21 protein-coding genes and 1 pseudogene are annotated in these 24,167 nt (G+C 65.8%); 10 read left to right on the forward strand and 12 right to left on the reverse strand.

The features are described 5' to 3' along the window. The first annotated feature begins 697 nt into the window (after positions 1 to 697). Positions 698 to 2,296: a hypothetical protein gene (locus tag HEP85_RS26910; RefSeq protein ID WP_369657854.1), complete on the forward strand. Its 1,599-nt coding sequence runs from the start codon at positions 698 to 700 to the stop codon at positions 2,294 to 2,296. Positions 2,297 to 2,564: 268 nt separating this feature from the next. Here the strand turns inward: HEP85_RS26910 and HEP85_RS26915 are convergent, their stop codons facing one another. From HEP85_RS26915 to HEP85_RS26950, 8 genes are all read right to left on the reverse strand, one after another. Continuing rightward, on the reverse strand, positions 2,565 to 2,750 hold the full coding sequence (locus HEP85_RS26915) for a hypothetical protein (protein WP_168530226.1): 186 nt from the start codon (positions 2,748 to 2,750) through the stop codon (positions 2,565 to 2,567). A 312-nt stretch (positions 2,751 to 3,062) separates the two neighbouring features. Next, a complete protein-coding gene (locus HEP85_RS26920) occupies positions 3,063 to 3,353 on the reverse strand; it encodes a hypothetical protein (RefSeq protein WP_168530227.1) in 291 nt (96 codons plus the stop codon). Positions 3,354 to 3,722: 369 nt separating this feature from the next. Then, positions 3,723 to 5,060, reverse strand: a complete 1,338-nt coding sequence (locus HEP85_RS26925; protein ID WP_248002083.1) for a sigma factor-like helix-turn-helix DNA-binding protein — start codon at positions 5,058 to 5,060, stop codon at positions 3,723 to 3,725. Between the two features lie 13 nt (positions 5,061 to 5,073). Beyond that, a complete protein-coding gene (locus HEP85_RS26930; RefSeq protein ID WP_168530229.1) occupies positions 5,074 to 5,673 on the reverse strand; it encodes a hypothetical protein in 600 nt (199 codons plus the stop codon). Further along, entirely contained in the window at positions 5,670 to 7,340 is a 1,671-nt protein-coding gene (locus HEP85_RS26935; protein WP_168530230.1) for a DEAD/DEAH box helicase family protein, read from the reverse strand. The genes HEP85_RS26930 and HEP85_RS26935 overlap by 4 nt, the downstream gene beginning before the upstream one ends. Next, the gene (locus HEP85_RS26940; RefSeq protein WP_168530231.1) at positions 7,337 to 9,715 is read right to left on the reverse strand and encodes an ATP-binding protein; all 2,379 of its coding nucleotides are present in this window, start codon (positions 9,713 to 9,715) and stop codon (positions 7,337 to 7,339) included. The genes HEP85_RS26935 and HEP85_RS26940 overlap by 4 nt, the downstream gene beginning before the upstream one ends. 453 nt (positions 9,716 to 10,168) lie before the next feature. Then, positions 10,169 to 10,966, reverse strand: a complete 798-nt coding sequence (locus HEP85_RS26945; protein WP_248002084.1) for a very short patch repair endonuclease — start codon at positions 10,964 to 10,966, stop codon at positions 10,169 to 10,171. Next, positions 10,963 to 12,312, reverse strand: a complete 1,350-nt coding sequence (locus tag HEP85_RS26950; protein WP_168530232.1) for a DNA cytosine methyltransferase — start codon at positions 12,310 to 12,312, stop codon at positions 10,963 to 10,965. Before HEP85_RS26950 ends, HEP85_RS26945 begins: the two co-directional genes overlap by 4 nt. A 354-nt stretch (positions 12,313 to 12,666) precedes the next feature. Here HEP85_RS26950 and HEP85_RS26955 point away from each other — a divergent pair. Beyond that, positions 12,667 to 12,894: pseudogene (locus HEP85_RS26955) on the forward strand (DNA primase); the annotation flags it as partial. Positions 12,895 to 13,126: 232 nt separating this feature from the next. Here the strand turns inward: HEP85_RS26955 and HEP85_RS26960 are convergent. Beyond that, positions 13,127 to 14,364 (reverse strand): IS3 family transposase gene (locus HEP85_RS26960; protein ID WP_168530233.1). Its coding sequence is split into 2 segments (ribosomal slippage): positions 13,127 to 14,043 and positions 14,043 to 14,364, totalling 1,239 coding nucleotides; the frame shifts between segments, so codons are not numbered across the junction. A gap of 176 nt (positions 14,365 to 14,540) precedes the next feature. On the opposite strand from HEP85_RS26960, the gene HEP85_RS26965 reads away from it, so the two are divergent. After that, positions 14,541 to 15,224: a hypothetical protein gene (locus HEP85_RS26965; RefSeq protein ID WP_168530234.1), complete on the forward strand. Its 684-nt coding sequence runs from the start codon at positions 14,541 to 14,543 to the stop codon at positions 15,222 to 15,224. A gap of 262 nt (positions 15,225 to 15,486) precedes the next feature. On the opposite strand, the gene HEP85_RS26970 is transcribed toward HEP85_RS26965, so the two are convergent. Next, positions 15,487 to 18,741: a class I SAM-dependent DNA methyltransferase gene (locus HEP85_RS26970; RefSeq protein ID WP_168530235.1), complete on the reverse strand. Its 3,255-nt coding sequence runs from the start codon at positions 18,739 to 18,741 to the stop codon at positions 15,487 to 15,489. Between the two features lie 165 nt (positions 18,742 to 18,906). Between HEP85_RS26970 and HEP85_RS26975 the strand changes: the two genes are divergently transcribed. Together HEP85_RS26975 and HEP85_RS26980 are read left to right on the forward strand one after the other, a co-directional pair. Further along, a complete protein-coding gene (locus tag HEP85_RS26975; RefSeq protein ID WP_211118073.1) occupies positions 18,907 to 19,494 on the forward strand; it encodes a GntR family transcriptional regulator in 588 nt (195 codons plus the stop codon). A 29-nt stretch (positions 19,495 to 19,523) separates the two neighbouring features. Further along, complete coding sequence (locus HEP85_RS26980) at positions 19,524 to 20,084, forward strand: HD domain-containing protein (RefSeq protein WP_168530237.1); 561 nt, start codon at positions 19,524 to 19,526, stop codon at positions 20,082 to 20,084. On the opposite strand, the gene HEP85_RS26985 is transcribed toward HEP85_RS26980, so the two are convergent. Beyond that, entirely contained in the window at positions 20,077 to 20,550 is a 474-nt protein-coding gene (locus HEP85_RS26985) for an NUDIX domain-containing protein (protein ID WP_168530238.1), read from the reverse strand. The genes HEP85_RS26980 and HEP85_RS26985 overlap by 8 nt on opposite strands. Beyond that, complete coding sequence (locus HEP85_RS26990; RefSeq protein WP_248002085.1) at positions 20,547 to 21,236, reverse strand: XRE family transcriptional regulator; 690 nt, start codon at positions 21,234 to 21,236, stop codon at positions 20,547 to 20,549. The genes HEP85_RS26985 and HEP85_RS26990 overlap by 4 nt, the downstream gene beginning before the upstream one ends. 395 nt (positions 21,237 to 21,631) lie before the next feature. On the opposite strand from HEP85_RS26990, the gene HEP85_RS26995 reads away from it, so the two are divergent. Genes HEP85_RS26995 through HEP85_RS27015 form a run of 5 tightly spaced genes read left to right on the forward strand, consistent with a single transcriptional unit; the run spans position 21,632 to position 24,087 of the window. Continuing rightward, on the forward strand, positions 21,632 to 21,922 hold the full coding sequence (locus HEP85_RS26995; protein WP_168534057.1) for a hypothetical protein: 291 nt from the start codon (positions 21,632 to 21,634) through the stop codon (positions 21,920 to 21,922). After that, on the forward strand, positions 21,919 to 22,065 hold the full coding sequence (locus HEP85_RS27000) for a hypothetical protein (protein WP_168530240.1): 147 nt from the start codon (positions 21,919 to 21,921) through the stop codon (positions 22,063 to 22,065). Before HEP85_RS26995 ends, HEP85_RS27000 begins: the two co-directional genes overlap by 4 nt. Further along, positions 22,062 to 23,054 carry a DUF2637 domain-containing protein gene (locus HEP85_RS27005; RefSeq protein WP_168530241.1) on the forward strand — a complete coding sequence of 331 codons (993 nt, stop codon included), beginning with the start codon at positions 22,062 to 22,064 and terminating at the stop codon, positions 23,052 to 23,054. Before HEP85_RS27000 ends, HEP85_RS27005 begins: the two co-directional genes overlap by 4 nt. Then, positions 23,051 to 23,701 (forward strand): GGDEF domain-containing protein, encoded by a 651-nt coding sequence (locus tag HEP85_RS27010; protein ID WP_168530242.1) that lies wholly within the window; start codon positions 23,051 to 23,053, stop codon positions 23,699 to 23,701. Before HEP85_RS27005 ends, HEP85_RS27010 begins: the two co-directional genes overlap by 4 nt. Beyond that, positions 23,701 to 24,087 carry an RRQRL motif-containing zinc-binding protein gene (locus HEP85_RS27015; RefSeq protein ID WP_168530243.1) on the forward strand — a complete coding sequence of 129 codons (387 nt, stop codon included), beginning with the start codon at positions 23,701 to 23,703 and terminating at the stop codon, positions 24,085 to 24,087. The genes HEP85_RS27010 and HEP85_RS27015 overlap by 1 nt, the downstream gene beginning before the upstream one ends. Positions 24,088 to 24,167: the final 80 nt, after the last annotated feature.

Consider the following 24,167-nt stretch of genomic DNA (forward strand, 5'->3'; position numbering starts at 1 on the left):
CCCCCGGCAGGATTCGAACCTGCGCACACGGCTCCGGAGCACAATCAGAGTTTGGCTTGCGAACGGGCTCTGAACAGCAGGTTCATTGATCGCGGAAGGCGTGCAGCACCCTCCTGTATCGCAGATAGTGCGCAGCAGGCAGAAAACGGCTCCGGAGTGATTGCGCCGATCGAGCCTCGCACCCCGCCTGACCTGCGCGGGAGCCAGTCCCTTGTGGTACGGATACACACACTGTGTCGGAGCTGTGTCGCAGCGAGCCCACGACTGGACGCTGTGCTGGCCCATTCCCACGTGCGGACAAAGACTCTGGGCGCCGTGGGCCAGAGACTGCCTTGTCCCCAAGCAACTTGGGCGGGACTCGTCCAGTGTGGCTTTCCTGGGGCGACAGCCCCCCGACGTGCCGCCCGTCCGCGCGTGAGGAGCGCGGGGGAGCGGCGAACGGTCGCGAACACTCGCGACCGTCAGTGAATGAGACCGGAACTGAGACCAACGGCAGTATCGATCGGCGCTCGCCACCGGGCGTACTACTCGGGGTGACCCCAGGCGCAGGGGGCATACAACCGTGACGAATAATGCGCGGGTGACGACGAGTTCAGTGCCGTATGCGGATGTTCCCGCTCGCCCCTGGGTGTCCGCCGATGCCAGGCGGTGGGCGGACGTCCGGGTGCCCGCGTGGGCGCGGCCGGTGGGGCCGGCTGTGGTGCTGCTGGTGGCGGTGGTCATGGCGGCGATGATGTTCTCGCCCGACTCGATGTGCACGGTGGCAGCGCCCTGTGGGGCGGACTGGCTCGATGCGGCCGGATCGATGCTCTTCCTGCCGCACCTGGTGTGGTTGTTTGTGCTACCGGAACTCGCGCTCGTGTCCGCTCCGTTGCTGCTGATCTGGATGAGCAATCCCGATATTTGGCTGGGTGGACCGGCCGAGAAGATCGCGGACGCCGTCGTTGTGGCGGGGCTGTGCTGGGGCTGGGCGGCCGTCGTGGCGCGGCTGCGGGCGCGCGGCCGCCAACGCTCGCTCGTGCTCGACGCGGCCGGCGGCATCACGGTGCCTGCCCCGGCGACGGACGACGTCCGCCCTTGGCGCCGGGGCCTGGTCCGCGGCATTGTGGGGGCGATCCTGTGCGCGGTGGCCGGTGCCCTGATTACGACCGTCGTCGTGGACGACCGGGCAGACGACCGCCTGGCTCGTACGGCCACGTCGGAGAACGCCCGAGTCGTGGCCTACAACACTGACGACTACACCGTCACTGTCCGCCTCTCCGATAACACACGACACAGGTTCGACGCGCAGGGCAGCTATCGGGTCGGTAGTAGCGTGCCGGTGCTGATGCACGGCGATTGGATGCGGCTCGCCACTGAGCCCTACGGCGACCGCACCGGCCGTCAGGCGCTGGCACTCGTCCTCGCCGGGCTCGGTGTCACCGTGCTTGGCTCGGGCCTGCTCTCCCGCCGTCGGGCGGTGGCGCTGCACCGCGCCCCGGTCCCGGTACTGCGCGTCCTGACCCGTCACGATCAGGGGCGTACGGAGATATTCGCCGCCGACGACACCGCCACCCTGCGCCCGGTGCTGAGCTACGAGCCCGACACCCGCACCCGCACGGCACTGCGCCAAGCCCTGCTCTACGGTGCACCTCGCGAGGGCGGTGAGTTGATTCTGGCGAGCGCAACGGAGTCCGGGCAGTGGCTCGTCGAGGGGACCGCGTCCCCGATACGGCACGGTTCTCCCGACGGCACGGGCAAGCCCGGGGTATACCGTCCCGGCACAGCACGCACGGCCGAACACCGCCGGGCCGCTGAGGCCCGCGTCCAAAACGCCCTCGCCGCGATGACCCCTGCTACCGGACCGGTCCGGTGGCAGGCAGGTCCGGTGGCGCGCTCCGTCGGAGCGGCGTTGATCGTCGTGACCATCATGCTGCTGGGGACGCTCTTCACGGGTTCCCCTACGTGGTGGCAGCTGCCCTTCTGGTCGGTAGGTGGTTTGTACTGGGTGAGCGTCTGCCTCCGGATGATGATCTGGCGGATCACCGCCGACTCCAAGGGACTGCACGTTCGCGGCCTGTGGCGTACTGCCCACCTCCCGTGGGCGGATGTCATCGGCGCTGTCTACACCCCCGAAGGTGAGCTGATCGTCCGTTGCCGCACCAATGTCGACGACACCCCCGTCGGCAGTGTTGGCTTCCCGCCGCTGGAGCGACGGCTGCGCCGCCCAGGCCGTGCTGAGCGTGCCGCCGCCGAGATCACCGCGATGGTCCGCGAGCCGGGCCTGCGGCCGAAAAACGACGCCGGATGCACATGAGCGACCCCCGCTCCGACACTGTCACGCTCAGCGGTCCGTCATATCGGCCGCTCGGGGGCTGACGCCAAGCAACTGAAGCTCGCGTGGCCTTGCGGTGGTTGCCGTACTTCGCTGCTGTAGTGCAGCGGCTCCGGAGGCCGCTTGTTAGCAGCGCAACGCGGCAGGTCACGGCCCTACACCTAACTGATCATGCGGGACGAGTCCACGGATGGTCCACGATCCCTGGCACAAGCTCTCGCTTGGTACTGGCTGCTTGTCCCGAGCTCGGCTACTCGGCCGCGCCTTGCTGTATCCGCTGCTGGGCCCTTCCGGCGTACTCGATGACCTCACCGATGATGCGGGCCCCGAACGCGGGCTGGTCCATCCCCTCCGGCATCGCCGTGATCTCGGCCAGCGCCATTGCCTCCGGGGCGCCGTCGACACGGACGACGACCCCGAAGGGCTGACGTCCCATGACCTCGCCAGCGACGAGGCCTCAAGGGCAGAACCGCGATGGTCGCCGCCCATCACCCACGGCGCATCTCCGCTGGCGCTTTGGCGACGCTCGGCCATGCGTCCCTGGACACATCATGGCTGCGCTGCAGCCCCTCAGCCACCGTCAAGCCTCGACCTCTTCGTCCCGAACGCGAGAAGGTGCCTTGTGGCCTTGGTATGGGGTTGCTGACCCTCCACGACTGTCCGGGACAGCCATGCGGTGACTGTCGCGTTTGGCCCCCGTCCCTGGTATCGCCCGAAGGGCAGGCCTTACGTCGTTCGCCAGCTCGTCTTAGTCGTCATCTTCGTCGAAGTCGTAACCGTTCCTCGCGGCGTTGGCCCCGTCAAGCAGGCCGTGGGCGTAAGCCGCCGCGTTCGCCATACGCGCGGAGTTGCGTGTCGCGACGAGGGTGACGACGACTGCGCCCAGTGCGGTGACAGCCAAGCCGCCGGCCGCTACGGCAATCTGCTTCCAGGGCGGCCCGGACCTGACGGGTCCCGCTTTGGCTTGAGCAGCCTCGCCAGCTACAGGACCGGAGGCCTCGGACGCCATCTCTTCACCGTTCTCCGGGACCTTGCTCATCAGGTTGCACCTTCCAACTGCCTTGGCAGCCAGGTCGATACGGCTGCTTCCGCTCGCTCACCTCCGCATTCTGGGTCATTCGCCCCGTAGGGCACCACCTGGTTCGGTCAAGTCGATCCAGCCTGTCACCAGATACTGGGGTGGAACTTGCGCTTCCGTGCGGACGGCTGGACTCCCGGGGCTCGAGCGACCTCCTGGCCATCCTCGGCCCGCCCCCGTCGCAACCCCCTCCAACAACACTCCGGACCTTCCGGCGGGACATGAACAGCCGCACTCTCCGGGCCTGGCAGGCCGAGCAGGACGCCCGCCGTGCCCGCCGACATGGCGCCTCAGCCGATCCGGGATGCTGGGCCACGGCTGGAAAACGCGTCAAGCTCCACCCTCGATCCTGGAAGGCTCGCTCATCGCAGGGCAGGTGTGCCGGGCACAAGCGTGCTCTATTCGTGCCGTTGAGTCGTCCGTGCGGAGGAAGAGGACGAATTCGCAGCCGCCCACCATTCCGTTCTTCTTCGCCAGTACCCGCAGGCTGGAGATCTGGGCCGCGCTCGTCGCCCGCTTGAGGACGATCGGTGTGGGGTGACCGGCGATGGAGAAGGTCCTGGCCATAGGGGCCTGTCGCATTCCGAGCTGCCATGTGAGCCAGCTGCTGACGACGACGCCGCTACCCCGAAGGACGTCCTTGTCCACCGTGAGCCGGACGCCAAAGACGTTTCCCGCAGGATCGACGGCCATCCTCGCCGGTTGTACCGGCTCGCTTTCCTCGATCGGGGTAGCGCCTCGCGCGACCAGCTCGATCAAGCCATCCTCCGTGATGCCCACCCTGTCGTCCAGCAGGCATTGGTGCAGGCGCCACAGGGTCACCGGGTAGCGCTCGCCGACCTTCACGAAGAGAGCGTCCTTGGGTAGCGGCCCCAGTTCGGTCAGCACAGCGACGAAGGCCTCCATGGCGTTCGGGTACGGCGTGATGTTCAGGTGGGGCCATTCGGCCAGCGCCCACTTCCCCTCCAATCGGAGTTGCACGAACCTCTCGTCCCGCCGGAGCGCCTCGGCGACGGCGGGCTTCCGCCTGATCCCCGTCGGTGTCAGCAACTCCTCCGCGCGGCAGGGTTCACCGTTCGCCAGGAGGAAGAGGTACGCCGCGTCCCTGCCGCGGGCGCGCCGGCGTAGCCAAGTTCCCTCGAAGCCAGGCACCAGAGGGCTGTCCGGATGTCCCAGCAGATCCAGCAAAGGGACCTCGTCCGGTACTCCGGCGGCCGCGAAGGTCACCGCTACGTCCTCCCCACGCAGCGGCGCCTCCTCCATTCCTCGCCGGAGCAGCACTTCCAGAGCGCCGGGGCTGCGGGTCCACCAGCCGCGCAGACGACCGGCCCACGTCAGCGGGTGCTCAGCCCCGACAGCCTCGACGAGAGACCCCACGCCTATCTGATCACGTACGCCCAACACGGCCGCCACCTCGGACTGGGGCACGGCCGAGCGCTCGGTGAGGGTGGTGAGCCGATCACGCCAGTCATCCACGAAGACATCGGCGCTAGCGCAGAGTTGCTCCTGCGCCTTCAGGAGCAACTGGCGGACCCGTTCGCGGGTCACATCATGCTCCTGCCCGATACTTCCGAGCGTCTTCCCGAGCGCGCGATCCTCGATCATGCGCTGTGACCGGGCGGGAAGCGCGCCGAAAGCAGCTTGAAGCCAGTCGCCATCCATCGTCATGGCGGACCCCCGGTCAGCCATCGGTGACGTGCGCGCTGATCAGACCAAGCCGCTTCACGATCCGCTCGTTGGTCGCCTTCTGCTCCGGGGTGATCTTCCGGACGAACGAGTCCACCGTGCAGATGACCCACGGCAGGGGGTCGCCGCCGGCCTGCGCCGCGATGGCCGCCCACGCGAGATGCTTGAAGTCGCGCATGGGCGCCCAGGCGAAGCGCTGCTCCATCTCCTCGTCGTCGTCGTGGCGAATCGTCACGCAGAGCGGCTTGATGTCGAGCGTCTCAAGATCGACTTCCCAACCGTGACCGAGGGCCTTTTCAACAAGAACGCTGACCGGAGTGGCTGGCCTGACCACGAGCGGAGCCCACTTGCCCACCCCGTAGGTCGCCCGGATGTACTCCTTCATGGGCCTGTCCTTGAGCCACGGCCGGACGTTCTCCGGCTTCCCGATGAACGGGAGGAGCCGTCCTCCCACCTGCGGGTCGGAGGTCCACGCCTGATAGTGACGGGTGCGCTCGGTGTCCGTGAGATAGGTCCAGTTGAGGTCGGCGGCCCGCTTGTAGAGGAGACGCACGACTTCTTCTTCCAGGTCCGAGGGGATCGCGTACTTGGTCATTCGATTCCAGTCGTCAGAGGGAACTGAAGGCGGACCTCGTCCGCTGCGGTCTCAAGGTCCGCCGCGTCCTGGATCCAGTGGTCCATCAGCGACCCGACGGTCTCGTCGCTGAACTGGATACGGGAGGCATGTGGCATTCGTACGCGCAGGTGCTCGCTCTCCTGAGCCTCCAGCGATCGCCGGAGTTCCAGGGTCGCCGCCACCCTGCGGATGTCGGTCACGAAGTCGAGGACCCTCAGGGCCTTCTTGCCGGGGCTGAGTCGGAGTCCGCGCCCGAGTTGCTGGACGAAGATCCGCCGACTGTGCGTGACCCGCAGGAACGCGATGAGGTTCACGTCCGGAACGTCGACGCCCTCGTTGAAGACGTCGACACACGTGATCACCGGCACCCGGCCGAGCCGGAACTCGTTCAGCAGGATCTGGCGTCGCTGCCGCGGGAGCGCGCTGTGCAGGAACGACGCGTTGGCCCACGCCGCGTCGGACGAGGCGAACAACCGGGCCATGTGCTCGGCGTGCTCGATGGTCTGACAGAAGACGATGGCCCTCGGTTCCGTCGTGGTCCGCCACGCCTCACGGAAGTGCTCGACGATCTCCTCGTCGCGCTGCGGCAGGAACAGGGATTTGTTGAGGTCCTTGATCGACTGCCCGTGCACGCTGGCGTCCCGGACGGCGTTCCAGTCGACATTGTCGACGTACAGCCGGTAGTCGACGGCGGAGAGGAAGCCTGCGGCCATGCCTTCCGCGATGCCCATCTTGAAGCTCGGATACCCGAAGCGGGAGGTGATGTCGAACTTGTCTCCGCGCCAGGGTGTCGCCGTCACACCGAACTGCTCAGCATCCCCACACAGGTCGAGCAATTCCGCAAACCTGCCGGTCTCGGCCACGTGATGCGTCTCGTCGATCATGATGAGGTCGGGTCGGTAGCCCACGCGTACGGCACTGAGAACGGATTCGACCGTTCCGACCACGACTCCGTCGAGGCTTTCGGGTCGGCTCTCTCCCGTGAGGAGGCGCGTGGGAACGTACTTGGGGATGTGCCGCCACATCGCCTTCTCGAGCTGGGCGACGAGGTCCTTCATGTGAGCGACGACGAGAATCCTGGCGTCCGGATTGGTCGTGAGGTGGCGGCTGATGATCTCCCCGCCCACCACGGTCTTGCCGAGACCCGTCGCGAGGACGAGCAGCGCGGTGCCGTTTGCGTCGAGGTCCCGGACCACGGCGTCCGCCGCCTCGGCCTGGTACGGGCGCAGGGCGTACTTCGCGGGAACGGTCTCGGGCATGCGGTCCCCGATCGACCTCAGGGTCGCGCCGTGCCAGACGGTGATCGGCACGCCGACTCCGTTGAGCGCCACGCGGCGGGCCTCAGCCGCCGCGTTGATGTCGGTGTTGGTGACCAGGATGGCCTTGTCCGCGCGGTAGCGCGTACGCGCGCGCTCGAGGTCGTCGACACCGCTCCGGTCGACCTTCCCTCCGGCCTTCCACTTGCACTGGAAGACCCACTGTTCCCGACCGCGTACCGCCAAGAGATCCGCGCCCTGGTCGCCGGCGCCGTCGATGACGCGCACGTCGTTGAAGCCGAGGTACCAGAGGGCCCGTTCGACGGCGTGCGTGAGACCTGTGGGTCCTCCCCTCAGAAGCTCGTCGGCCGAGAGGAAGACGGCGCTCACCTCTCCTCCGTGAGATCGTCGGCCAGCAGACGGATGCTCAGCCTCGTCCGCAGCAGCTGGTCCGGCAGGCTGGCCCCGGCGTAGGTCGCCTGCGTCGCGACATCGGAGAGGTAGCCGACCGTGCGCGTGAGGCTGAGCCGCCGCGCGGACGCGGAGGCGACACCCTCGTAGACGCCCTGGAAGACGCGGTTGTCCATGAACAGCGACGGCAGCGACTCGACGAGCCGGACCAGGAAGAGGGCGGGCACGTGCAGCAGGAACTCACCGCTCGCACCGAGGTCGGTCGTGCGGGTGACCTTGCCGTTGGCGATCATGGTGTGCTCGGTGTGGGTGAGTTCGTCGGGCGAGAGGAACTGAAACGCCTTCCCCGGTTCGCCGGAGCGGTCCAGCTCGGTCGCCATGCGGTGCCGGATCTCGGCAAGCAGTTCCTGCGCCTCTGCGCTGATCATCTGGGCATCCAGAGCGGTGGCGGGCAGCGACTCCACCCGGATCGCCGCGATGAGTTCGGAATGGCTCCACTCCGTCTCCGCCTGAACCCTGAGCAGAACGGCGATCTCCGCGAGCAGCAGGTCGGCCGGGTCCGCACCGAACCTCTGGAAGATCGGATGATCGAGGTCGAGGAACGCCACGAGGGCGTTGCCGCCGCGCTGGTCCAGCAGGACGGGGGTGGGGTGGAGGTTCTCGTCGGTGAGGCCTCCCGCCGTGAGCCGACGTGCCTCGACCTCGACGAATCCGACGCGCGGGTGGCCGAAGGAGCGGCTCAGGGCCGGGTAGGTGGTCGAGTTCTCCGTGTAGCGCGTGACACGTTCCTGCCGCGTTTCCTTGCGCGTCTCTGGGGCCGGTGCGGCGGCAGCGGACTCGCCGCCGGCCGTCGGGGCCTGCTCCTGGGCATCGGGCGGCGTCTCGTCCGAACCGGTCGCGGGGGAACTCGGACCGCTGATTTCAGTGCCGTCGAAACCGAGCGCCTCCATCACGGCCGCCTCGTCGGGCTTTCCCGGGGTGGCGGCTGCCGCCTTCGAGTTCTTGCCCCTGCTCTTGGCGGCCTCGTGGTCCTCGACCGCCTGCCACCAGCGCTCATCGGTCTGGTAGGCGGGGTTGCCCCGGTGGAACTCCTGTCCCCACCGACGGGTGTCGTCGTGGATCGGCTTGCGGCCGTCTCCCGGGACCAGGTACCGCAGACCGGCGTCGTTACGACGGTATCCCTTGAAGAGGAGCGCTAGCGGGCTGGTGTTCTCCTCGTACTCAAGGTTCGCCGCGCGCTGGGGCAGCAGCGGCGCGACCCCCCTTACGATCTCGACCGCCGAACGCCAGCTGCGGTCGCCGTACTCGAAGGCGTCCTTCTGGTACGTGACCGGGACGTGGTCGAGGTGGATCTCCCCGATGATGCGGCCACCCTGGTGGGCGAGGTCCACCGGATACTCCGGCTCTTCGTTGCCCACCGCTCCGTCAGGGTTGCGCCAGGTGAACAGCTGCTTGTCCCAGCGGAGGATCTTGCGACCGTTGCGCAGGAAGTCGATTCCGTAATCGTGCTTGTGCATGTAACGCTGGATGCCGAGCCACCCGTGCACCCGGCGCTCACGAACGGTGAGTCGATCGCTCCCACAGTCTTCGCAGGCGTCGCGATCAGTGAGCTGCCACTGTCCGCAGTCACCACAGGCGAGACCGTTCTCCAGCTTCTGGTCGATCTCGATGTAGGCGGGGATGCGCTCCTTGTTGTTGTAGAGGACCGAGCGGTCGTCTCCCCAACGGCAGTGCTGGACAGGCTTCACCTGGAAGCCGCCAACCCACAGCTCGAACGGACGGTTCAGGAACATCCAGGAGTAGACCTGTCCGAGGATGTTGCGCAGGGCCGAGCCGTTCTTCTGCAGCCACCGAGCGCGCGTGGGATGCAGGCGGCTGATGACGATACGCGTGCCGTGCTCGTTGGGATCGGCCTTCGGCTCCGTGATGTCCTCCGCCTCGAAGTCGTCTCCGATGCGGTCGAGGTCGATCTCCACACCGATCCACTCGGTGTCGCCCTGGCGCGTGGTCAGGACGCGCGTGCGCTTGCCGAGCCGCGCCGTCGAGACGTTGAACCCCATACCGAAGAGGCCGAGCTTGTCGTGCATGTCGTTGCCCGACCAGCCGGCCCGTACAGCCCGCTCCAGCCGGTCGTACGTCATGCCGCGACCGGTGTCGGTGATCACGAGCTGGCCCTGCGTGGAGTCGGGGAGCTCGACGCTGACGCGATACCCGCCCGCCCAGGGGGTCCCGGACCGATGGATCTCCGTGAAGTCGTCGAAGGCGTTGTCGATCAGCTCGGCGATGCACTGCCACTCGTCGAACTCGATTTCACCGAGCATGCGCAACACGCGCGCGGAAGGTGTGATCTTCATAGACGGACGGACCCCCTGTACTCGTCTCGCGTGGGCACGCCGAAGAAAGCCCTACCGCGGGCAGCGCTTCGGCGCGCGGCTCGGGTAGAGCCGTACGCGTGATGAAGAGAGTAGAGGGAACCACTGACAATCGGCGGTAAGTTCCCTGCCGTTCCATCCAGTTGAGTGGCTTATGGCGGTTGCGAGACCCGGTCGCCAGCCGTCGCAATCGCAACGTCCCACGGCGATCCGCAGTGCTGGTGGTAGACGCCGGCGGTTGTTGGGGGACTCCTTCCGTGATCCGTGAACCCGCCGAGGGTGCCCGTAGAGCTCGATGCGCGCGTCGAACCACCGTTGGGGCTGTTGGCCGAGGTTGGCGTCAACGTTGGGGACGGCCTGCTCGCGTTCAGCGAGGGCGACGGTCGGGCGCATCAATCTGTGCCGGGCCTCCGACGCCGTCAACGAGCTCCTGAATCACGAAACGTTGTGATCATCCCGCGCCGCAAAGTCGCGAACGGCGGCGGCGACCCGGCCCGCCGCTTGTACGGGATCTTCGTGCTCCCAGATTCTGATGGCACGCCATCCCGCCTCCGCCAAGAACTGGTCGGTCTGGGAGTCCCTGGCTCGATTTCCATCGATCTTGGTGCGCCAGAAGTCACTGTTCGTGCGTGCTGGGCGGCAGTGATCGGGGCACCCATGCCAGAAGCACCCGTCTACGAAGACGGCGACACGAGCACGGGTGAAGACGAGGTCGGCGGTTCGCCGTACTCCGGGAAGCGGACGTGCCGATACGCGGTAGCGCAGACCTTCGCGATGCAGCAGTGAGCGGATTCGGAGTTCCGGTGCCGTGTCGCGGCCTCGGTTCCCGCGCATCGATGACCGCGTGGCAAGGGACGACGCCCACGACCCCTCCGGAAGAGGACGCTCTCCGACCATCCCCCGGTCCTTGGCGATCTGCCAAGCCTGTTCAAGATTCGCCGCACGCGTCGGGTGCTCCACTTCTCCGACATACAGGGCGGGCGAACGCCCGTTCTCCGACCAGCGGAGATAGGCCCTGATCCGACGAGTCCTGGGCAACAACTTCAGCGTGATCGAGGCCAGCGCGTAGTCGCCGTCTTTACGCTTGACATAGCGGCCCTCGCGACCACCTGCGGCACGATCCTGCTCGGCGACGATCGCCTTCCTGGTCCGCCCCTGCCGTCCCCGCCATGCCCTCTCGGGCGGCGGCTTGTCCTTCCAGCCCACTTGCCGGGACTCGACGGCGTCGTTCACGAGCGTCGTTCCGCGTCGTCGAGGGCTTTCGCGACGGCGCTGGTGAACACCTCGCCCAGCTTCACGGGAACAGCGTTGCCCAGCTGCCGCATGCGTTCACCCCGCGGGCCCGCCATGTTCCATCCATCGCCGAAGGTCATGACCCTGGCGGCCTCGCGCACGGTCATATACCGGTGCTCGGGGCGCAGCAGGCCGGTCTTCTCGTCGCGCACCAGGTTGTCGAGCTGCATGACCGACTCGCCACCGGGCACACCGTGCACCCCGGCCTTGACGGTCTTGGCCGGCCGGTCAAGTTCGTTGGGTGTGTGCCCGTCGTAGATCCTGGCTCCGGGCCACCCGATGTGGTCGGGGAATCCGCCCTGTTCCGTCGTCTTGTCCAACATGCTGGTGTTGATCTCGGGGAGCCCCATTATGGCGTCTCGAAGGGTGAGCCAAGGCTGGAGCTCCTCATCCCCGCTTTCGAACGACAGCTGCTCGTTCGCGTAGCGCGAGGTCACCAGATCGATGACGCGCTTCGGAATCTTGGCGCCCGCCCGCTCGTGGCGCTTCCAGTAGGAGCCTTCGAGGATCGTCCGGGCGAGGGCCGCGTGGGAGTGGGTGCGCGCGACAGCGCGCTTGACCAACTTCGGGTCCACGCCCAGGTCAGCGCGGAACGCCAGGAGGATCACGCGGTTGCGGATCTGCGGCACCCCGTAGTCGGCGGCGTTCACGGCGTGTTGCGTGACCTCGTAAGTCTCCGCCGGATCGGTGTCCTTCGCATCGAGCCGCTCCTGCAACGCCTGGTCGTGCTGCTGCCACCTGGCACCCTTACCGCGCTTCACAGACGGCAGGGAAAGCTCGCGCTTGATGTACTCGAAGTAGGGAGCAAAGGACGGGCGAAGGAGCCCTCGGACGTTCTCACAGATGACGGCCTTGGGACGGATCTCACGAACCGCCCGGAACATCTCCGGGAACATGTTCCGCTCGTCCTCGTCGCCCTTCGCGACTCCACCAAGGCTGAACGGCTGGCATGGTGGCCCGCCGGCCAGAAGGTCAACGTCGCGATCCCTGAGGAAGCGCATGTCCAACTCTCGGACGTCGCCGGTGACCAGGGGAGGGTAGTGGGGCCGCTCGACGGCGCCCGCAGCTTCGAAGCCCTCCGCGCGCTGCCTATCGATCTGGTCCAGCCACTTCGCCAGCACATCGGAATCGACGTCCGCGGGAAACGCGTCGAAGCGATTGCCCTCAAGCGTCTCGCACGCCCTCTTCGCGAACTCGTTCAGCAGCAGGTGTCGGAAGCCGGTGTTTGTGCTGGCTTGGACCAGCCCACCCCCGCCCGCGAAGAGCTCTACCGACGTCCGTTGCATTTCCACTCCTAGCAGTTCAGTGCAGTCAGAACCATACCGCGGAGTAGTGTCAATTGTGTCCCGTGTGCCGGAGAAACTCGTGCGATGTCGCCCCACAGCGGTAGAACCATGAAGAGGGCGACGGGGGCTATGACGGCGACAACAGGGGGGTCGGAGGAGTCGGCATTCCATCGAAGCTTCACCCTCAGCATCACGAAGGCGCTGGGCGATCAGCTCGCGGCGGATCTCGCCAAGCTGACCAGGCCCCCCTTGAGCGACGTGAGCATCAACCAGCTGCTGCAGCGTCCGGTCTGCAGTTACGGCTGGGCGTCTCGGCACTCTCCTGCTCGACTCCCGCGGCCGAGTTCATCCAGCGTGGAGAGCATCCTGCAACCGACCCCCAAGCGCCGTCAGACCCCTTCCATGGCCACAACAGGGCAATCTCGTCGATATGCGGATATAGCACTCGCCGACGAGACGCGGAACGTGGCTTCGGCTCAAGTCGGGAAGTGAGAGGCGAAGTTGTTCCGTGCCGCGCGAGCACTGGGGCGGTTCGTCGCGTGGGGCGACCTCCCCCGGCACGTGGGTGAGCAGGCTCTTCAAGATCTTCTCCAGGATTCTCCAGAGGGCCCCTGGAGAACGAGGCAGGCCGCTGCTGATTGCTTAGCACCGGGCCTGACCTGCGTTCTAGCTTTCGGGGTGGCGGGATTTGAACCCACGACCTTTTCGTGAGGGTTCGGTCTTGGGCTGGTGTGCCGCCTGCTTGTGCTGACGGTCCACTGGCGTTCGCGACTGCTCGGGCCTTCCCCCGTGAAGGTGGGCACGCGGTTATTGATCACGCGGCGAGCGTGAGTTTAGCGGTGTGGTGTCGGTGTTCGTATTCGTTGGGGCTGAGGTGGCCGTTGGCGGAGTGCCGGCGGCGGGTGTTGTAGCGGGTCAGCCAGGCGAAGACGGTCCGGCGGCAGGTGCCGGCGTCACCGTAGTCGTGGGCGCCCTGGAGGGTCTCGCGTTTCAGGGAGGCGTGGAAGCTTTCGCAGGCCGCGTTGTCGGCGCTGGTGCCGACCGCGCCCATCGAGCGGGTGACCCCGAGCTGGTCGCAGAGGCCGGCGAAGGCCCGGGATCCGTATGGGGCCCCGTGGTCGGAGTGGAACACGGCGCCGTCCGGACGGCCGCGGGTCGAGGCTGCCATCCGCAGCGCGTCGGCGACCAGGCCGGTGCGCATGTGGTCGGCGATGGACCAGCCGACGACCTTGCGGCTGAAGCAGTCCAGCACGGTCGCGAGATAGAGGAACTCCCCGCCGGCGAGCGGGAGATACGTGATGTCGCCCATGTACTTCCGTCCCGGATCGGCGGCGGTGAAGTCCCGCTGGAAGAGGTCCGCAACCGGTGAGGCTGCCGGGTCCGGGACGGTGGTGCGCACGCGTCTGCGCAGGCGGATGCCGGTGATCGAGAACGTCCGCATGATCCGGGCGACCCGCTTTTCGTTGACCCGCCGTCCTTTCTCGCGGAGCTCGGCGGTCACTCGCGGGGAGCCGTAGGCGCCGCCGGACTCGCCGTGGATCTCGCGGATCTCCTCGGCCAGGATCCGGTCCTCGTGCTGCCGGGCGGCCCGGGCCTCGGCGCCGGCGAGCCACTTGTAGTAGCTGGACCGGTTCACGTCCAGGACGTGGCAGAGCCGCTTCACCTCGTAGGTGTCCCGGTGGTCGTCGACGAACTGGAAGCGGCTGATCACCAGTTCGTCTCTCCGGCGGAATACTTGGCCGCCTTGCGGAGGATGTCCCGCTCGGTCGCGAGCTTCCGCTCACTCGCCTCGAGCTCGGCCACCCGGGCCTCCAACTGCCGGATCCGCCCGTCCGGAGCGTCGGACGGCACCGCCGCCCCCGGTCGGACGGCCGGCTTTGCAGCCGTGGCGGTGACACCGCGGCGTTCGCGGTCCCGCAGCACCCACTCGCGCAGGGTCGCCCGGTTGATGCCCAGGTCGGCGGCGATGCTCTTGTAGGTCGCCCCGGGTGTGGACTCGTACAGGGCCACGGCATCGGCCTTGAACTCGTCCGAATAGTCCTTCATCGCCATCGGCGGTCTTCTCGCTTCCTCCGGATCAAGCTGATCCAGTATCAGCGTGTCCACCACTCAGGGGGAGGCCCCGGGCACCCAAACCCTGCCAATGCCCGAGCGGCATGCCTACGAACCTGGCTCGCCTGTCAGTACCGCATGCAACAATGTCTCCCCGTTTCATCATTGGGGGATCGATGGACGAGATAGGACAAGTAGTCGTTGCCGCTGGGCATCTGGCACTCAAACCGCGAGGCCCTCGGTGGGCCCATGCCTCCCTGTGTGTCCTGGACGCCGTCTTCTCTATCAACGCCCACTACGAGCGACACACGGTCCCGACCTGCCACCGCTACGCGGCCTGGGCCGGCATCTCAGTTCCGCTGTCAGGTAGCGCGCAGCTCCCTGTCCCCGACGAGCAACCGCTTCAGGGCTTCGTTGCGCATATCCAGACCCACGGCGAAGAGGCCTTTTCTTCCGAGGTCCTACAGAACAGGCAGCGCACACGGGCAAACCGCGATGCCCCACTGAAGGCGGAGGCTGCCCGTCAGTACGCCGAGCTTCTGGTATCCCACGGCGTCGCAACCCTTGCCGGTGCCAACGCGCTGCTCGCTGACTTCGACAGGCTGAAGGCCATTGAGCGTGACCTCGCCGGGGTTGCAGGCCACGGCTCAGGCGCACGACTCGCCTACCTGTGGATGCTGTTGGGAGACGACAGCCGCATCAAGCCGGACCGCATGGTTCTTCGATGGCTGCATACAGTGCTGCAGCGCACGGTGACCACGGCCCAAGCGATCAGCATCCTCACTGAGGCTGCGGCGCGCTTGAGGTGCACACCGTGGGAGCTAGACCACACGATCTGGGAAAACCAGCGGAAGGTCTGACCGCAGCGAATACATGCGCGCCTCTGTGAGACCCAGTCGACAGCCATTCGCACCCGGCTCCGGAAGATTGCGCGCAGTCTTCAGTAAAGAGTGGCGACTCCGTACTCTCGCAAGACGCAGTGGACCACCCTGATCGGCAGGCCCCGCGGTCTCGTCAGCATCAGCATTTCCTCAAGATCATCAGTGGACGAGAACGATTTGACGATGGATACTCGCGCAAAATGACCTGCGTTCTTCGCCTCTAGGATTGTTTGGCGTGCTGTCAATCAGGCCCATTATAAGAAATCTCCATGGAGTGCTCTTCTAGGCTACGGAGGGTCATGACCCCGTCTCGTATCTGATTGAGCAGAAATAGCTCTTGCGTTCGACATTTCCTGCAAATGCTCACAGCGGCCAGAGGCCACAAATCGACAGGGGTGTCGGCCGGTGTATTGTTGACATAAATTCGGTCAGGTTTCAGTGGATAAGTGCTAGACCGTTCGAATGGCTCCCAGCTCGGATGGCTACCACGAAGGCGTAGCCCAACGAGCTTGTAGGAGGATTCGTCGAGGTATTCGCATCTCTCGACCCAGTCCCAATGCATACCCGAAAGCCAACTAGCGGCACTGATGGCCGATACGATGTTCGGTTCCAGCTTCTCAACATCTTCGTTTAGTTCATGTGTGGCGCGAACGCCATGTGCATGGTGCGAGTTGTTTCTGAAATCCTTTACATCTTCCAGTAGGGAGCGAGCTCCATCAATTTCGCGCAGAGCGGCGAGTTCGCGAAGGTGGGGAGTTCCGGTATCTTCCAGCAGCTTATCGATAAACCATAGCCATGTGCCGAATGTGGCCCCTGTGCGAAATTGCTTACGCAAGCTATTAGTGAACCCGTTTTGTGCGATTATCTCGCTCAGTGAGAGCAGGCCCAGGACTCGTGCAATACCTTCACCGAGTTTTAGTAGGCCATCCTTACGCTCAGCCGGGTGCGTGCTAATCCGATACCTGCGTGCCAGTGCGGCTACGTGATACGGATAGCTCCATTCTGCTCGCCAGACGGGATCATCTAGGGGGCGTACCAGCTCGCCAATGAGGCGCGCTTCGTATGCGGCGAGCCGTATTTCCTTCCGCACCCCTTGGATGTCTACTTCGTTCCCGGTGAAGACGTTGGGTAGAATGTTTGATGTTGCCGCTCGCAGTGCACGTCGTCCCTCTTGCACATCTTCGAGAAGACCGTCTACCTCCTCGTCGGCAACGAGACCAACAGGTACCGGCATGTTGAGTAGTTCGCGTGGATTGGGAAACTCGCTGGTCTCTTTGCGCGAGTTCAACCATTCGCACAGACCTCTGCCGTCTCCCTGCAGCGGACGCAGCACGAACATGGTGGTGACCGCTTCCCCAAATCCTGCGGGTAGCAGTCTCCAGTTGCCGGGGCGCCCTACGAGATCGCCCCCTGTGCAAGGCGTCAGCGCAGGTCCTTCCTTAGGGGCCTCCGGCAACTCGAGTGCCGAGTTGGCGTGGTGCAGGTCCTGTGCTCTGAGGTGCTTAGGTCTGTCGGTCGCGCTGTCGGTATCGTCTTCATCGTGTGGGAGCGATACGCGCGCTGTCTCCAGACGTGCGAACTGGTGGAGGGGCTCGTAAGGTCCATCGAGTTCAGCGACGAAGAACAGGGTGGGTGAAATTTCGTAACCGACTTTGGTGGACTCTTCTGCGATCCATGCGTCAGGAGCGCGAGGATGTACTTCGCGCTTGAGGTAATCGTCAGGGTCTTCATGCAGTGGCAAGTTCACCGCCTCGCGAAGTTCCTGATCGCGTTCAACGATTCCGCGGACTTTTAGCACTTCTCCCTGGTCGTCGCGGACCCCGATGGCGATACGGACGGCCTTCTCAAAGGCGAGTCCCGCAGGCCATGTCAACCCATTTTCCGTAGCCGCCTGACGTAGTGCACTGAGCGCCTGAGCTTTGGTAGGCCATTTTGACCTGATCAGAGGACGCAATGATGTCAGCAATGCATCGGGACTACTTGTCTTCTGAAGCACTCGCGAGGCGGCGAGTTGAGTGAGACTTTCCTCAGACAGCTCGTATCGTAGGCGAAGCGGGTGCTCGATAATGATTCTGCGGTAACCCAACTCGTCACTCCGCAGCACCCGGACCTTGTCACGCTGTGGATGGTCAGGAGCGAGCGTCAGGGCTTGTGCATAGAGTTGCGTGATCTCATTGATTTGATCGGGACCGAAGTACTTTCGTTTGCTGCCCACTGAGGTGCGCATCTTTTGCCAGTGGTCCCGGGCATTCAACAGGACCACCTTTCCCTGACGATCTGAGGACTTGCGGTTGCTAAGCACCCACAGGTAAGTGCTGATGCCGGTGTTGTGGAGAAGCTGGTCAGGTAGGGCCACAATGGCCTCCAGCCAGTCGTTCTCGATGATCCACTTTCGGATTTGAGATTCTCCCGAGCCGGCGGCTCCGGTATGCATCGGTGAGGCGTTGAAGATGATGGCGACACGGCTACCGCTGTCCTTATTACTGTCCGCCGGTTTCATCTTGGCTAGCATGTGTTGGAGGAACAGTAGGGATCCATCGTTAATACGAGGGAGGCCAGCGCCGAAACGTCCGGCGCTCCCCATGTGTGCATGTTCCTCGCGGACCGACTCAGCGACCCTTTTCCAGTCAACACCCAAGGGAGGATTGGCCAGCAGGTAGTCGAATTGCTGACCCTTATGCCGGTCTTCACTGAGAGTGTTCCCGAAGGTGATGTTGTTCGCGTCCGCTCCGCGCAACATCATGTTGGAGCGACAGATGGCCCACGATTCGGGATTGATCTCTTGTCCGTACAGAGAGACGTGTGCGTAAGGGCTAATTTCCCCGATGTACTCCGCAGCTTCTGCCAGTAGGCCACCAGTACCGCAGACCGGGTCGAGGACAGAACGGGTAAGGCCAGGGGAAGTCAGTAGTCGCGTGTCGGGCGCGATCGCGAGATTGACCATGAGGCGGACGACTTCTCGCGGCGTGAAGTGCTCGCCTGACACCTCAGGGGTCTGCCCTTCGAATCGCCGAACGAGTTCCTCGAATACGAGTCCCATGTGGCGATTGCTCACGGTGGAGCCCATGTCGACTGACACGAACTTGTTCAGGACCGGGCGAAGTAGCTTCGCACTGTCTAGACGTCGGATCAGCTGGTCAAAATCGAAGCGCTGTATGACCTCCTTCGCGTTCCCAGAGAAGTTAGCGACGTAGTCACGTAGGAGAGGGCCTACGTCCTGAGGGGAGGAGTCGATGCGGTCTAGAGATAGCGGGCTGATGTTGAAGAAGGGCTGGCCGGCGATCTCCATGAGGAGACGCTCGTTGCCACCGCTTGCAGAGTCCTGACTCGTAGCTTCGAGTACGGCTTGTTTGGTTGGGGCAAGGAGGCAGTCCAACCGACGTAGGACCGTGAACGGCAGGATGATCCTTCCGTACTCGGAAGACTTGAAGTCGCCACGTAGCAGATCCGATACGGACCAGATGAGTCCTGCCAGCTGCGAGTTCTCGTTGGCCATGAAGCGTCCCCCTGCTGTCCCGGCATCGTGGCTCAAGGATCATCCCACTTTGGGTGGGGCGCTTGTTGGCAAAATGTGGAACACCCTCGCCCCCGTCAGAGCTCGTCCCCATTGAGAGGTCGGCTTCGCCGATGGGCTGCAACACCCATGGGGTGTTGCAGCCCTGTGACCGGACAGCCCGGACAGCAGTACTCCGAGCTGTCCGGCGCGTTAGTGCAGGTGAGAGCTATAACCGGACAGCCGGACAGTCGGGACACCACCAGCCAGGGTGCCCGTGGGAAGCTTGAACGCGACGGTCGTCCGAAGGAGGAATGCGTGCCGAGCCCCAGCCCTCGCGGGACGTATCAGGTGATCTCTCAGGCGTTGCGCGAACGGATCGCCGCTGGAGCCTACGTGGACGGGTTGCCGTCGGAGGCCGAGATCGGGCGCGAGTTCGAGGTGGCTCGTACGACGGTTCGGCGGGCGCTGCATGCCCTTGAAGAATCGGGGGACATCAAGACCGTTGCCGGCGTTGGCCGCATTGTCGCCGGGGCAGCTGGAAACGCACCATACGAACGGATCATGGCCGACCTGTTGGAGCAGATCCGGAGCGGCGATCTGCCTGCTGGAACGCGACTTCCGAGTGAAGCCATTCTCGTCGAGAGGTACGGGGTGTCTCGTGGCACGGTTCGCCGAGCCGTGCGTGAGCTGGAGACCGCTGGTCACGTCGAGGCGAGGCACGGAGTTGGTCGGTTCGTCAGCTCTCCTTCCTGAACTCCCGATTGCCTTGGAGGCAGTAGAAGATGCACCTGGCCAAGTGGGCCCACGACCTCGCTGAGTCGATGTTGGCCGACAGTTTGCCGCGACGGTGGGCCCACTCCAAGAGGGTTCACTCTCAAGCACTGGCCCTCGCGCCCACGTTGGGCGGGGACGCCGAGCTGCTGGCCGCTGCTGCCATCGTGCACGACATCGGATATGCCAGGGACGCTGTGGATACCGGACAGCACATGATCGACGGGGCCCGGTATTTGCGCGACGTTGTAGGGGCTGACCCGCGGCTGTGCAGCGTCGTGGCCTTCCACACGTCGTCTTCGTGGGAGGCATCCGAACTCGGGCTCGATGATGCGCTCACCGAGTTCGGGCCCGCCGAAGCGGAGTTGGTGGACGCGATCACCTATTGTGACCTGACCAGCACTCCGACTGGGGACCTTGTGGACCCTGCCGAGCGGCTGTCCGAAGTTCTGGAGCGGTACGGTCCCGAACACGTCGTCTTCCGGGCAGTGTCCGAGGCCCGACCCGAACTCATGGCCAGGGTGGCCCGGGTGCGGCGCCGAGCCGAGGCGGTAGAGGCGAAGCTCAACTGATCAACGGGACTTCGGCGTTGCGGAACCCCTCTTCGAGGCGTCGGCGTGTCGTTGGCGAGATGTCGAGAGAGTCCAGTTCTGCTCGCCGGACCCACTGCACTGCGAATGACTCCGAACTCACCTTGATCTCACCGCCGATCGGCCTGGCTCGGAAACAGAGCGAGAACTCCTGGCGCACCTCTCCGTCTGCGAAGGCGATGACGTGTCGGGGGTCGGTGAAGATGCCGACCAGGCCGACCACTTCGACGTGAATCCCTGTCTCCTCCAGGACCTCCCGGACGACAGTCCCGGCGATGTTCTCCCCGACTTCTTGAGCGCCTCCGGGCATGCCCCAGCACCCGTTGTCCGAACGTTGCTCCAGGAGTACGTCACCCGCGTCGTTCACGACAAAGGCGGTTACTGCGGGCACAATGCTGTTGGCCTTTGGTGCGGCAGGATCGTTGAAGTAGTCGGTACGGCGACTCATGAGGACCCTTCGATGGGGACGGCTTCGGACCACACCTTCTCGAAGCTCTGCTGGTACGTCGAGACCAGCTCGGCGCCGGCGACGCGGCGGAGGTGGAGCACCGGGGCCATCGGGGCGCTCACCCCGTAGACCTGCGTGTTGACCAGCCACTCGTCGTCGGAGCGGTAGAGGGAGTTGTGAAGGGTCGACCTGTGCTTCCGGAACTCGATGCCCGGGACCGAGTACAGAGGGCGGTAGAGCTTCATGACCTCGCGCACCTTGTAGGCGACGCCTTCGCCGATCTCCTCCTCTTCGCCCCGCCGCTGGATTTCCGGACTGCTGGGGTCGCCCAACAGGATCCGGGCCCGTACGCCGGACGACGCCTTCAGCTTTAGCAGCTGGGGCCAACGCGGGTTCTCCGCGAGGAAGACCCCCGCGTGGACGAGTACGCCTATCTCGCGCTCGGCGCGGCCGAAGAGCTGGAGCCAGAGATCCGAAGGAACGTAGGAGCGATGCGGGTACACCTTCAGGACCTCGGCGTCGGCAGCATCCTGACGCTGGCCGTCGGGAAGGCCGTTCGGCCAGAGATATGCCTCGTCTTCGCGTACGAACGCGGCGACGGCAAGGCGGTGGCGCCGGTAGGGCGCACGGTCCTGAGTTATCCAGCGCTCGACGGTCTTCGGGTCCACTCCGATGTGGGTTGCCATGGCGTCGACCGTGATGCCGTTCGTCAACATCGCCGATCGTAAGCGTTCGTTCGCCATCCCAACTCCCGGGGACGTCTGGGGACGTGCATGACTCAGTGAACGTTAACGAGGACGTCCCAAGTCGTCCAGGGACGTGGTGACTTCGTCCCACCAATGAGCGGCAATCTGATGTCACGTCGCAGGGCAACCCGAAAGCCCCGAAGGACTTGACAGCCGCAATCGAGCGCGCCACTGTGAGATACACGTTCAAGCATGTATCGCATCGCTGAATGGGGCAGCCACGGCTGTCTCGACCTGCACAAACACGCCCTGCGGCGGGACTCCCCAGCAAGGCCGTCCGCCGTCGGGTTCTCCCTGCTCCTTCGATTCAGGAGAGATCTGTGAGTAGTTCGAGGTTGCGCACGTTCGTAGCGGGCCATGAGGCCCTGACCACGGACGACTTTGTGGAACTGGCGCTCGGCACCCCGGTTGAGTTGTGGCTCGGGGTGGAGGGCGAGACGGACGAAGAGCGCGCGGCCCGCGAGGACGCGGCGCGCGACATCCTCGCCGACAACCCGCACCTGCCCGACGACGTGAGCCGGATCGCCGCGGAGGCGATCGAGGTGTACGCGCCGGAGCTGTTCAACATCGTTCCGCTGGCCCGTCCCGCCGGCCCTCGCTCGGTGCGCAAGGGGGCGGCGGCATGAGCGAGGACCCGACCTTCCAGGACCGCATGTTCCTGGAGAGCGAGGCCGTCTATCAGCGCATTCTCGACGGCCAGGTGACGGACGTGGAAGCCGAACTGATGGAGGCCCAGCTCCGGGCCTCGCAGGGCGGTGAGAGCGCATGACGACCACGACGCACACGAGCGAGCGGCCGACGGTCCCGCCGCTGACGACCCCGGAACTGTGGCTGTTGGGTGCAGTCGCCGTGCTCGCGGCCGGCGTGGGCGGGCTGGGCCTGGCCTCTTCCTTCGAGGCCGTGTCCACGGCCGGGGCCCGCTGGGGCTTCGCCTCCCCGTGGATGCTGCCCGTGGGTATCGACACGGCGATCCCGGTGTTCACTGCAGCGTTCCTGCTGCTGATCCGTACGGACATGCCGTTGGGCTGGGTGCGGTTCGTGCCGTGGGCGCTGACCGGGGTGACGTGCTGGCTGAACGTCGCGGCCGGGCACTCGCTGTCCGCGAAGCTCGCGCACGGCACGATGCCGCTGCTGTGGGTGGTCCTGTCCGAAGTCGCCGCGCACGTGTACGCCTCCCGGATCGGCGCCGTCACCGGTCGGCGGATGGAGAAGATCCGCCGCTCGCGCTGGCTGCTCGCCCCGCTGTCCACGTTGGCCCTGTGGCGCCGCATGACCCTGTGGGAGGTCACCTCCTACACGGATGCGCTGGGGCGCGAGCGGGAGCGGCAGTTGGCCCGCGCGCAGCTGCGGCAGCAGCACGGCCGCCGCTGGCGCTCCAAGACACCCCGCCCCGAGCGGGTGCTGTTGAAGCTCGGGGAGCTGGCCCCGGCCAGCGAAGACATCCCGCCCGTCCCGCCCCAGGACCCGAAGCCGCCCAAGCAGGACACCCCGAAGCAGCCGCGCAAGCGCACCACCAAGGCCAAGGCCACCAAGGCGCCGCGGACCCCTGCGGAGCTGCTCGCCGAGGCGCGGACGGCCACGGCGGAGTGGGCGGATGACGCGATCAACGCTGAGGCGATCCGGACCACGCTGCACTGTTCGGCAGCGAACTCTCGCGTGCTGCGGGACTTGCTGCTCAGCGAGCGGGCCGACGGCCGACGTCTGCACCCCATCAACGACACCGATGGCGGCGAGAGCGGCGAGGGGGCGGCGGCATGAACACCCCGGTCACCGTCCTGCTCTCCGCACTGCCGCCGGCTGCTGGTTGGGCTGTCCACGCGTGGCGGCTGCGGGCCCGTCTCAACACGGCGCGGCGTGACCCGTTGACCGGCTTACGGGCCCGTGACGGCTTCACCCGCCGCGCCACCGTCTTGCTCAAGGACCCTCGCGCGGTGGTGGTACTGGCCGACGTGGACCGCTTCAAGCAGATCAACGACACGTTCGGGCATGCGGCCGGGGACGCGCTGTTGAAGGCGACCGCCGACCGCCTCACCCACTACGTTCAGGGCTCCGGGGTGGCCGGGCGGCTCGGGGGCGACGAGTTCGCTGCCGTCGTCATCGACGATCACGGCACCGCGGGCGACCTGCTCGCCGTCCTTCACGGCGTCCTCGGCCGCCCGGTCGACGGCCAGGACCCGGCGATGCGGACCACCGTCTCGCTCGGCTGGGTGCGGGCCGCGGACTTCCCCGACGACGACCTGTCCGGGCTGTTGCGGCGCGCGGATGAGGCGATGTACGCGGCCAAGCAGGCTCGCGCCGGACTGCGCCGTGCGGGACTGGGGCGGCTGTTCGCCACGGTCACCGGTCGGCGTGCCGGCCGCACCGGTGCCCGTACCGGCGCGCCGGTTGTGGGGGTGGCGGCCTGATGTCCACGGCGTTCAGCAAGTGCTACGACCCCAGCGGCACCCGGTTCGGGGTCCCCACCTTCCCGTGGCGCTTCGCCCCCGACGGCTACGCCACCCGCCGTCAGCTCCGGGACCGCGGACTGCGGCCGGGCGGACAGCCGATCGCTGCGCAGGTGATACGCCGCCACCGGGGCCGGAAGTCCGGGGTGCAGGTCGCCTACCTCTACCGCGTCGACCGCGCCCGCCCGGTGCGGCCGATGACCTCCCGCAAGTGGGGAGCGCTCGCTCTTGCGATGCTCGCCCGCCGCACCTGCCCGCAGTGCCAGTCGGACGCCGGATACGTCATCCCGACCTCGCTCGGAACGTGCGTGTCCTGTGCCTACCCCGAGGAACAGCGCGCGGCATGACCCACGCGGCGGGCCCGACCGCCCACCTCCTACAGCGACGGCCGGGCCCGCCCTTTCCCTCCCGAGAGAAGGAACTGTCA

The sequence above is a fragment of the Streptomyces sp. RPA4-2 genome (genome assembly GCF_012273515.2).
GTDB classification, from domain to species: domain Bacteria; phylum Actinomycetota; class Actinomycetes; order Streptomycetales; family Streptomycetaceae; genus Streptomyces; species Streptomyces kaempferi.

Bases quoted from the DNA above. Each gene is read 5' to 3' on its own strand.
- HEP85_RS26915 (WP_168530226.1), bottom strand. From the start codon at position 2,750: ATGGGACGTCAGCCCTTCGGGGTCGTCGTCCGTGTCGACGGCGCCCCG.
- HEP85_RS26940 (WP_168530231.1), bottom strand. From the start codon at position 9,715: ATGAAGATCACACCTTCCGCGCGCGTGTTGCGCATGCTCGGTGAAATC.
- HEP85_RS27015 (WP_168530243.1), top strand. From the start codon at position 23,701: ATGTCCACGGCGTTCAGCAAGTGCTACGACCCCAGCGGCACCCGGTTC.
- HEP85_RS26950 (WP_168530232.1), bottom strand. From the start codon at position 12,312: ATGCAACGGACGTCGGTAGAGCTCTTCGCGGGCGGGGGTGGGCTGGTC.
- HEP85_RS26970 (WP_168530235.1), bottom strand. From the start codon at position 18,741: ATGGCCAACGAGAACTCGCAGCTGGCAGGACTCATCTGGTCCGTATCG.
- HEP85_RS26990 (WP_248002085.1), bottom strand. From the start codon at position 21,236: ATGGCAACCCACATCGGAGTGGACCCGAAGACCGTCGAGCGCTGGATA.
- HEP85_RS26985 (WP_168530238.1), bottom strand. From the start codon at position 20,550: ATGAGTCGCCGTACCGACTACTTCAACGATCCTGCCGCACCAAAGGCC.
- HEP85_RS27010 (WP_168530242.1), top strand. From the start codon at position 23,051: ATGAACACCCCGGTCACCGTCCTGCTCTCCGCACTGCCGCCGGCTGCT.
- HEP85_RS26980 (WP_168530237.1), top strand. From the start codon at position 19,524: ATGCACCTGGCCAAGTGGGCCCACGACCTCGCTGAGTCGATGTTGGCC.
- HEP85_RS27000 (WP_168530240.1), top strand. From the start codon at position 21,919: ATGAGCGAGGACCCGACCTTCCAGGACCGCATGTTCCTGGAGAGCGAG.
- HEP85_RS27005 (WP_168530241.1), top strand. From the start codon at position 22,062: ATGACGACCACGACGCACACGAGCGAGCGGCCGACGGTCCCGCCGCTG.
- HEP85_RS26920 (WP_168530227.1), bottom strand. From the start codon at position 3,353: ATGAGCAAGGTCCCGGAGAACGGTGAAGAGATGGCGTCCGAGGCCTCC.
- HEP85_RS26925 (WP_248002083.1), bottom strand. From the start codon at position 5,060: ATGACGATGGATGGCGACTGGCTTCAAGCTGCTTTCGGCGCGCTTCCC.
- HEP85_RS26965 (WP_168530234.1), top strand. From the start codon at position 14,541: ATGGACGAGATAGGACAAGTAGTCGTTGCCGCTGGGCATCTGGCACTC.
- HEP85_RS26930 (WP_168530229.1), bottom strand. From the start codon at position 5,673: ATGACCAAGTACGCGATCCCCTCGGACCTGGAAGAAGAAGTCGTGCGT.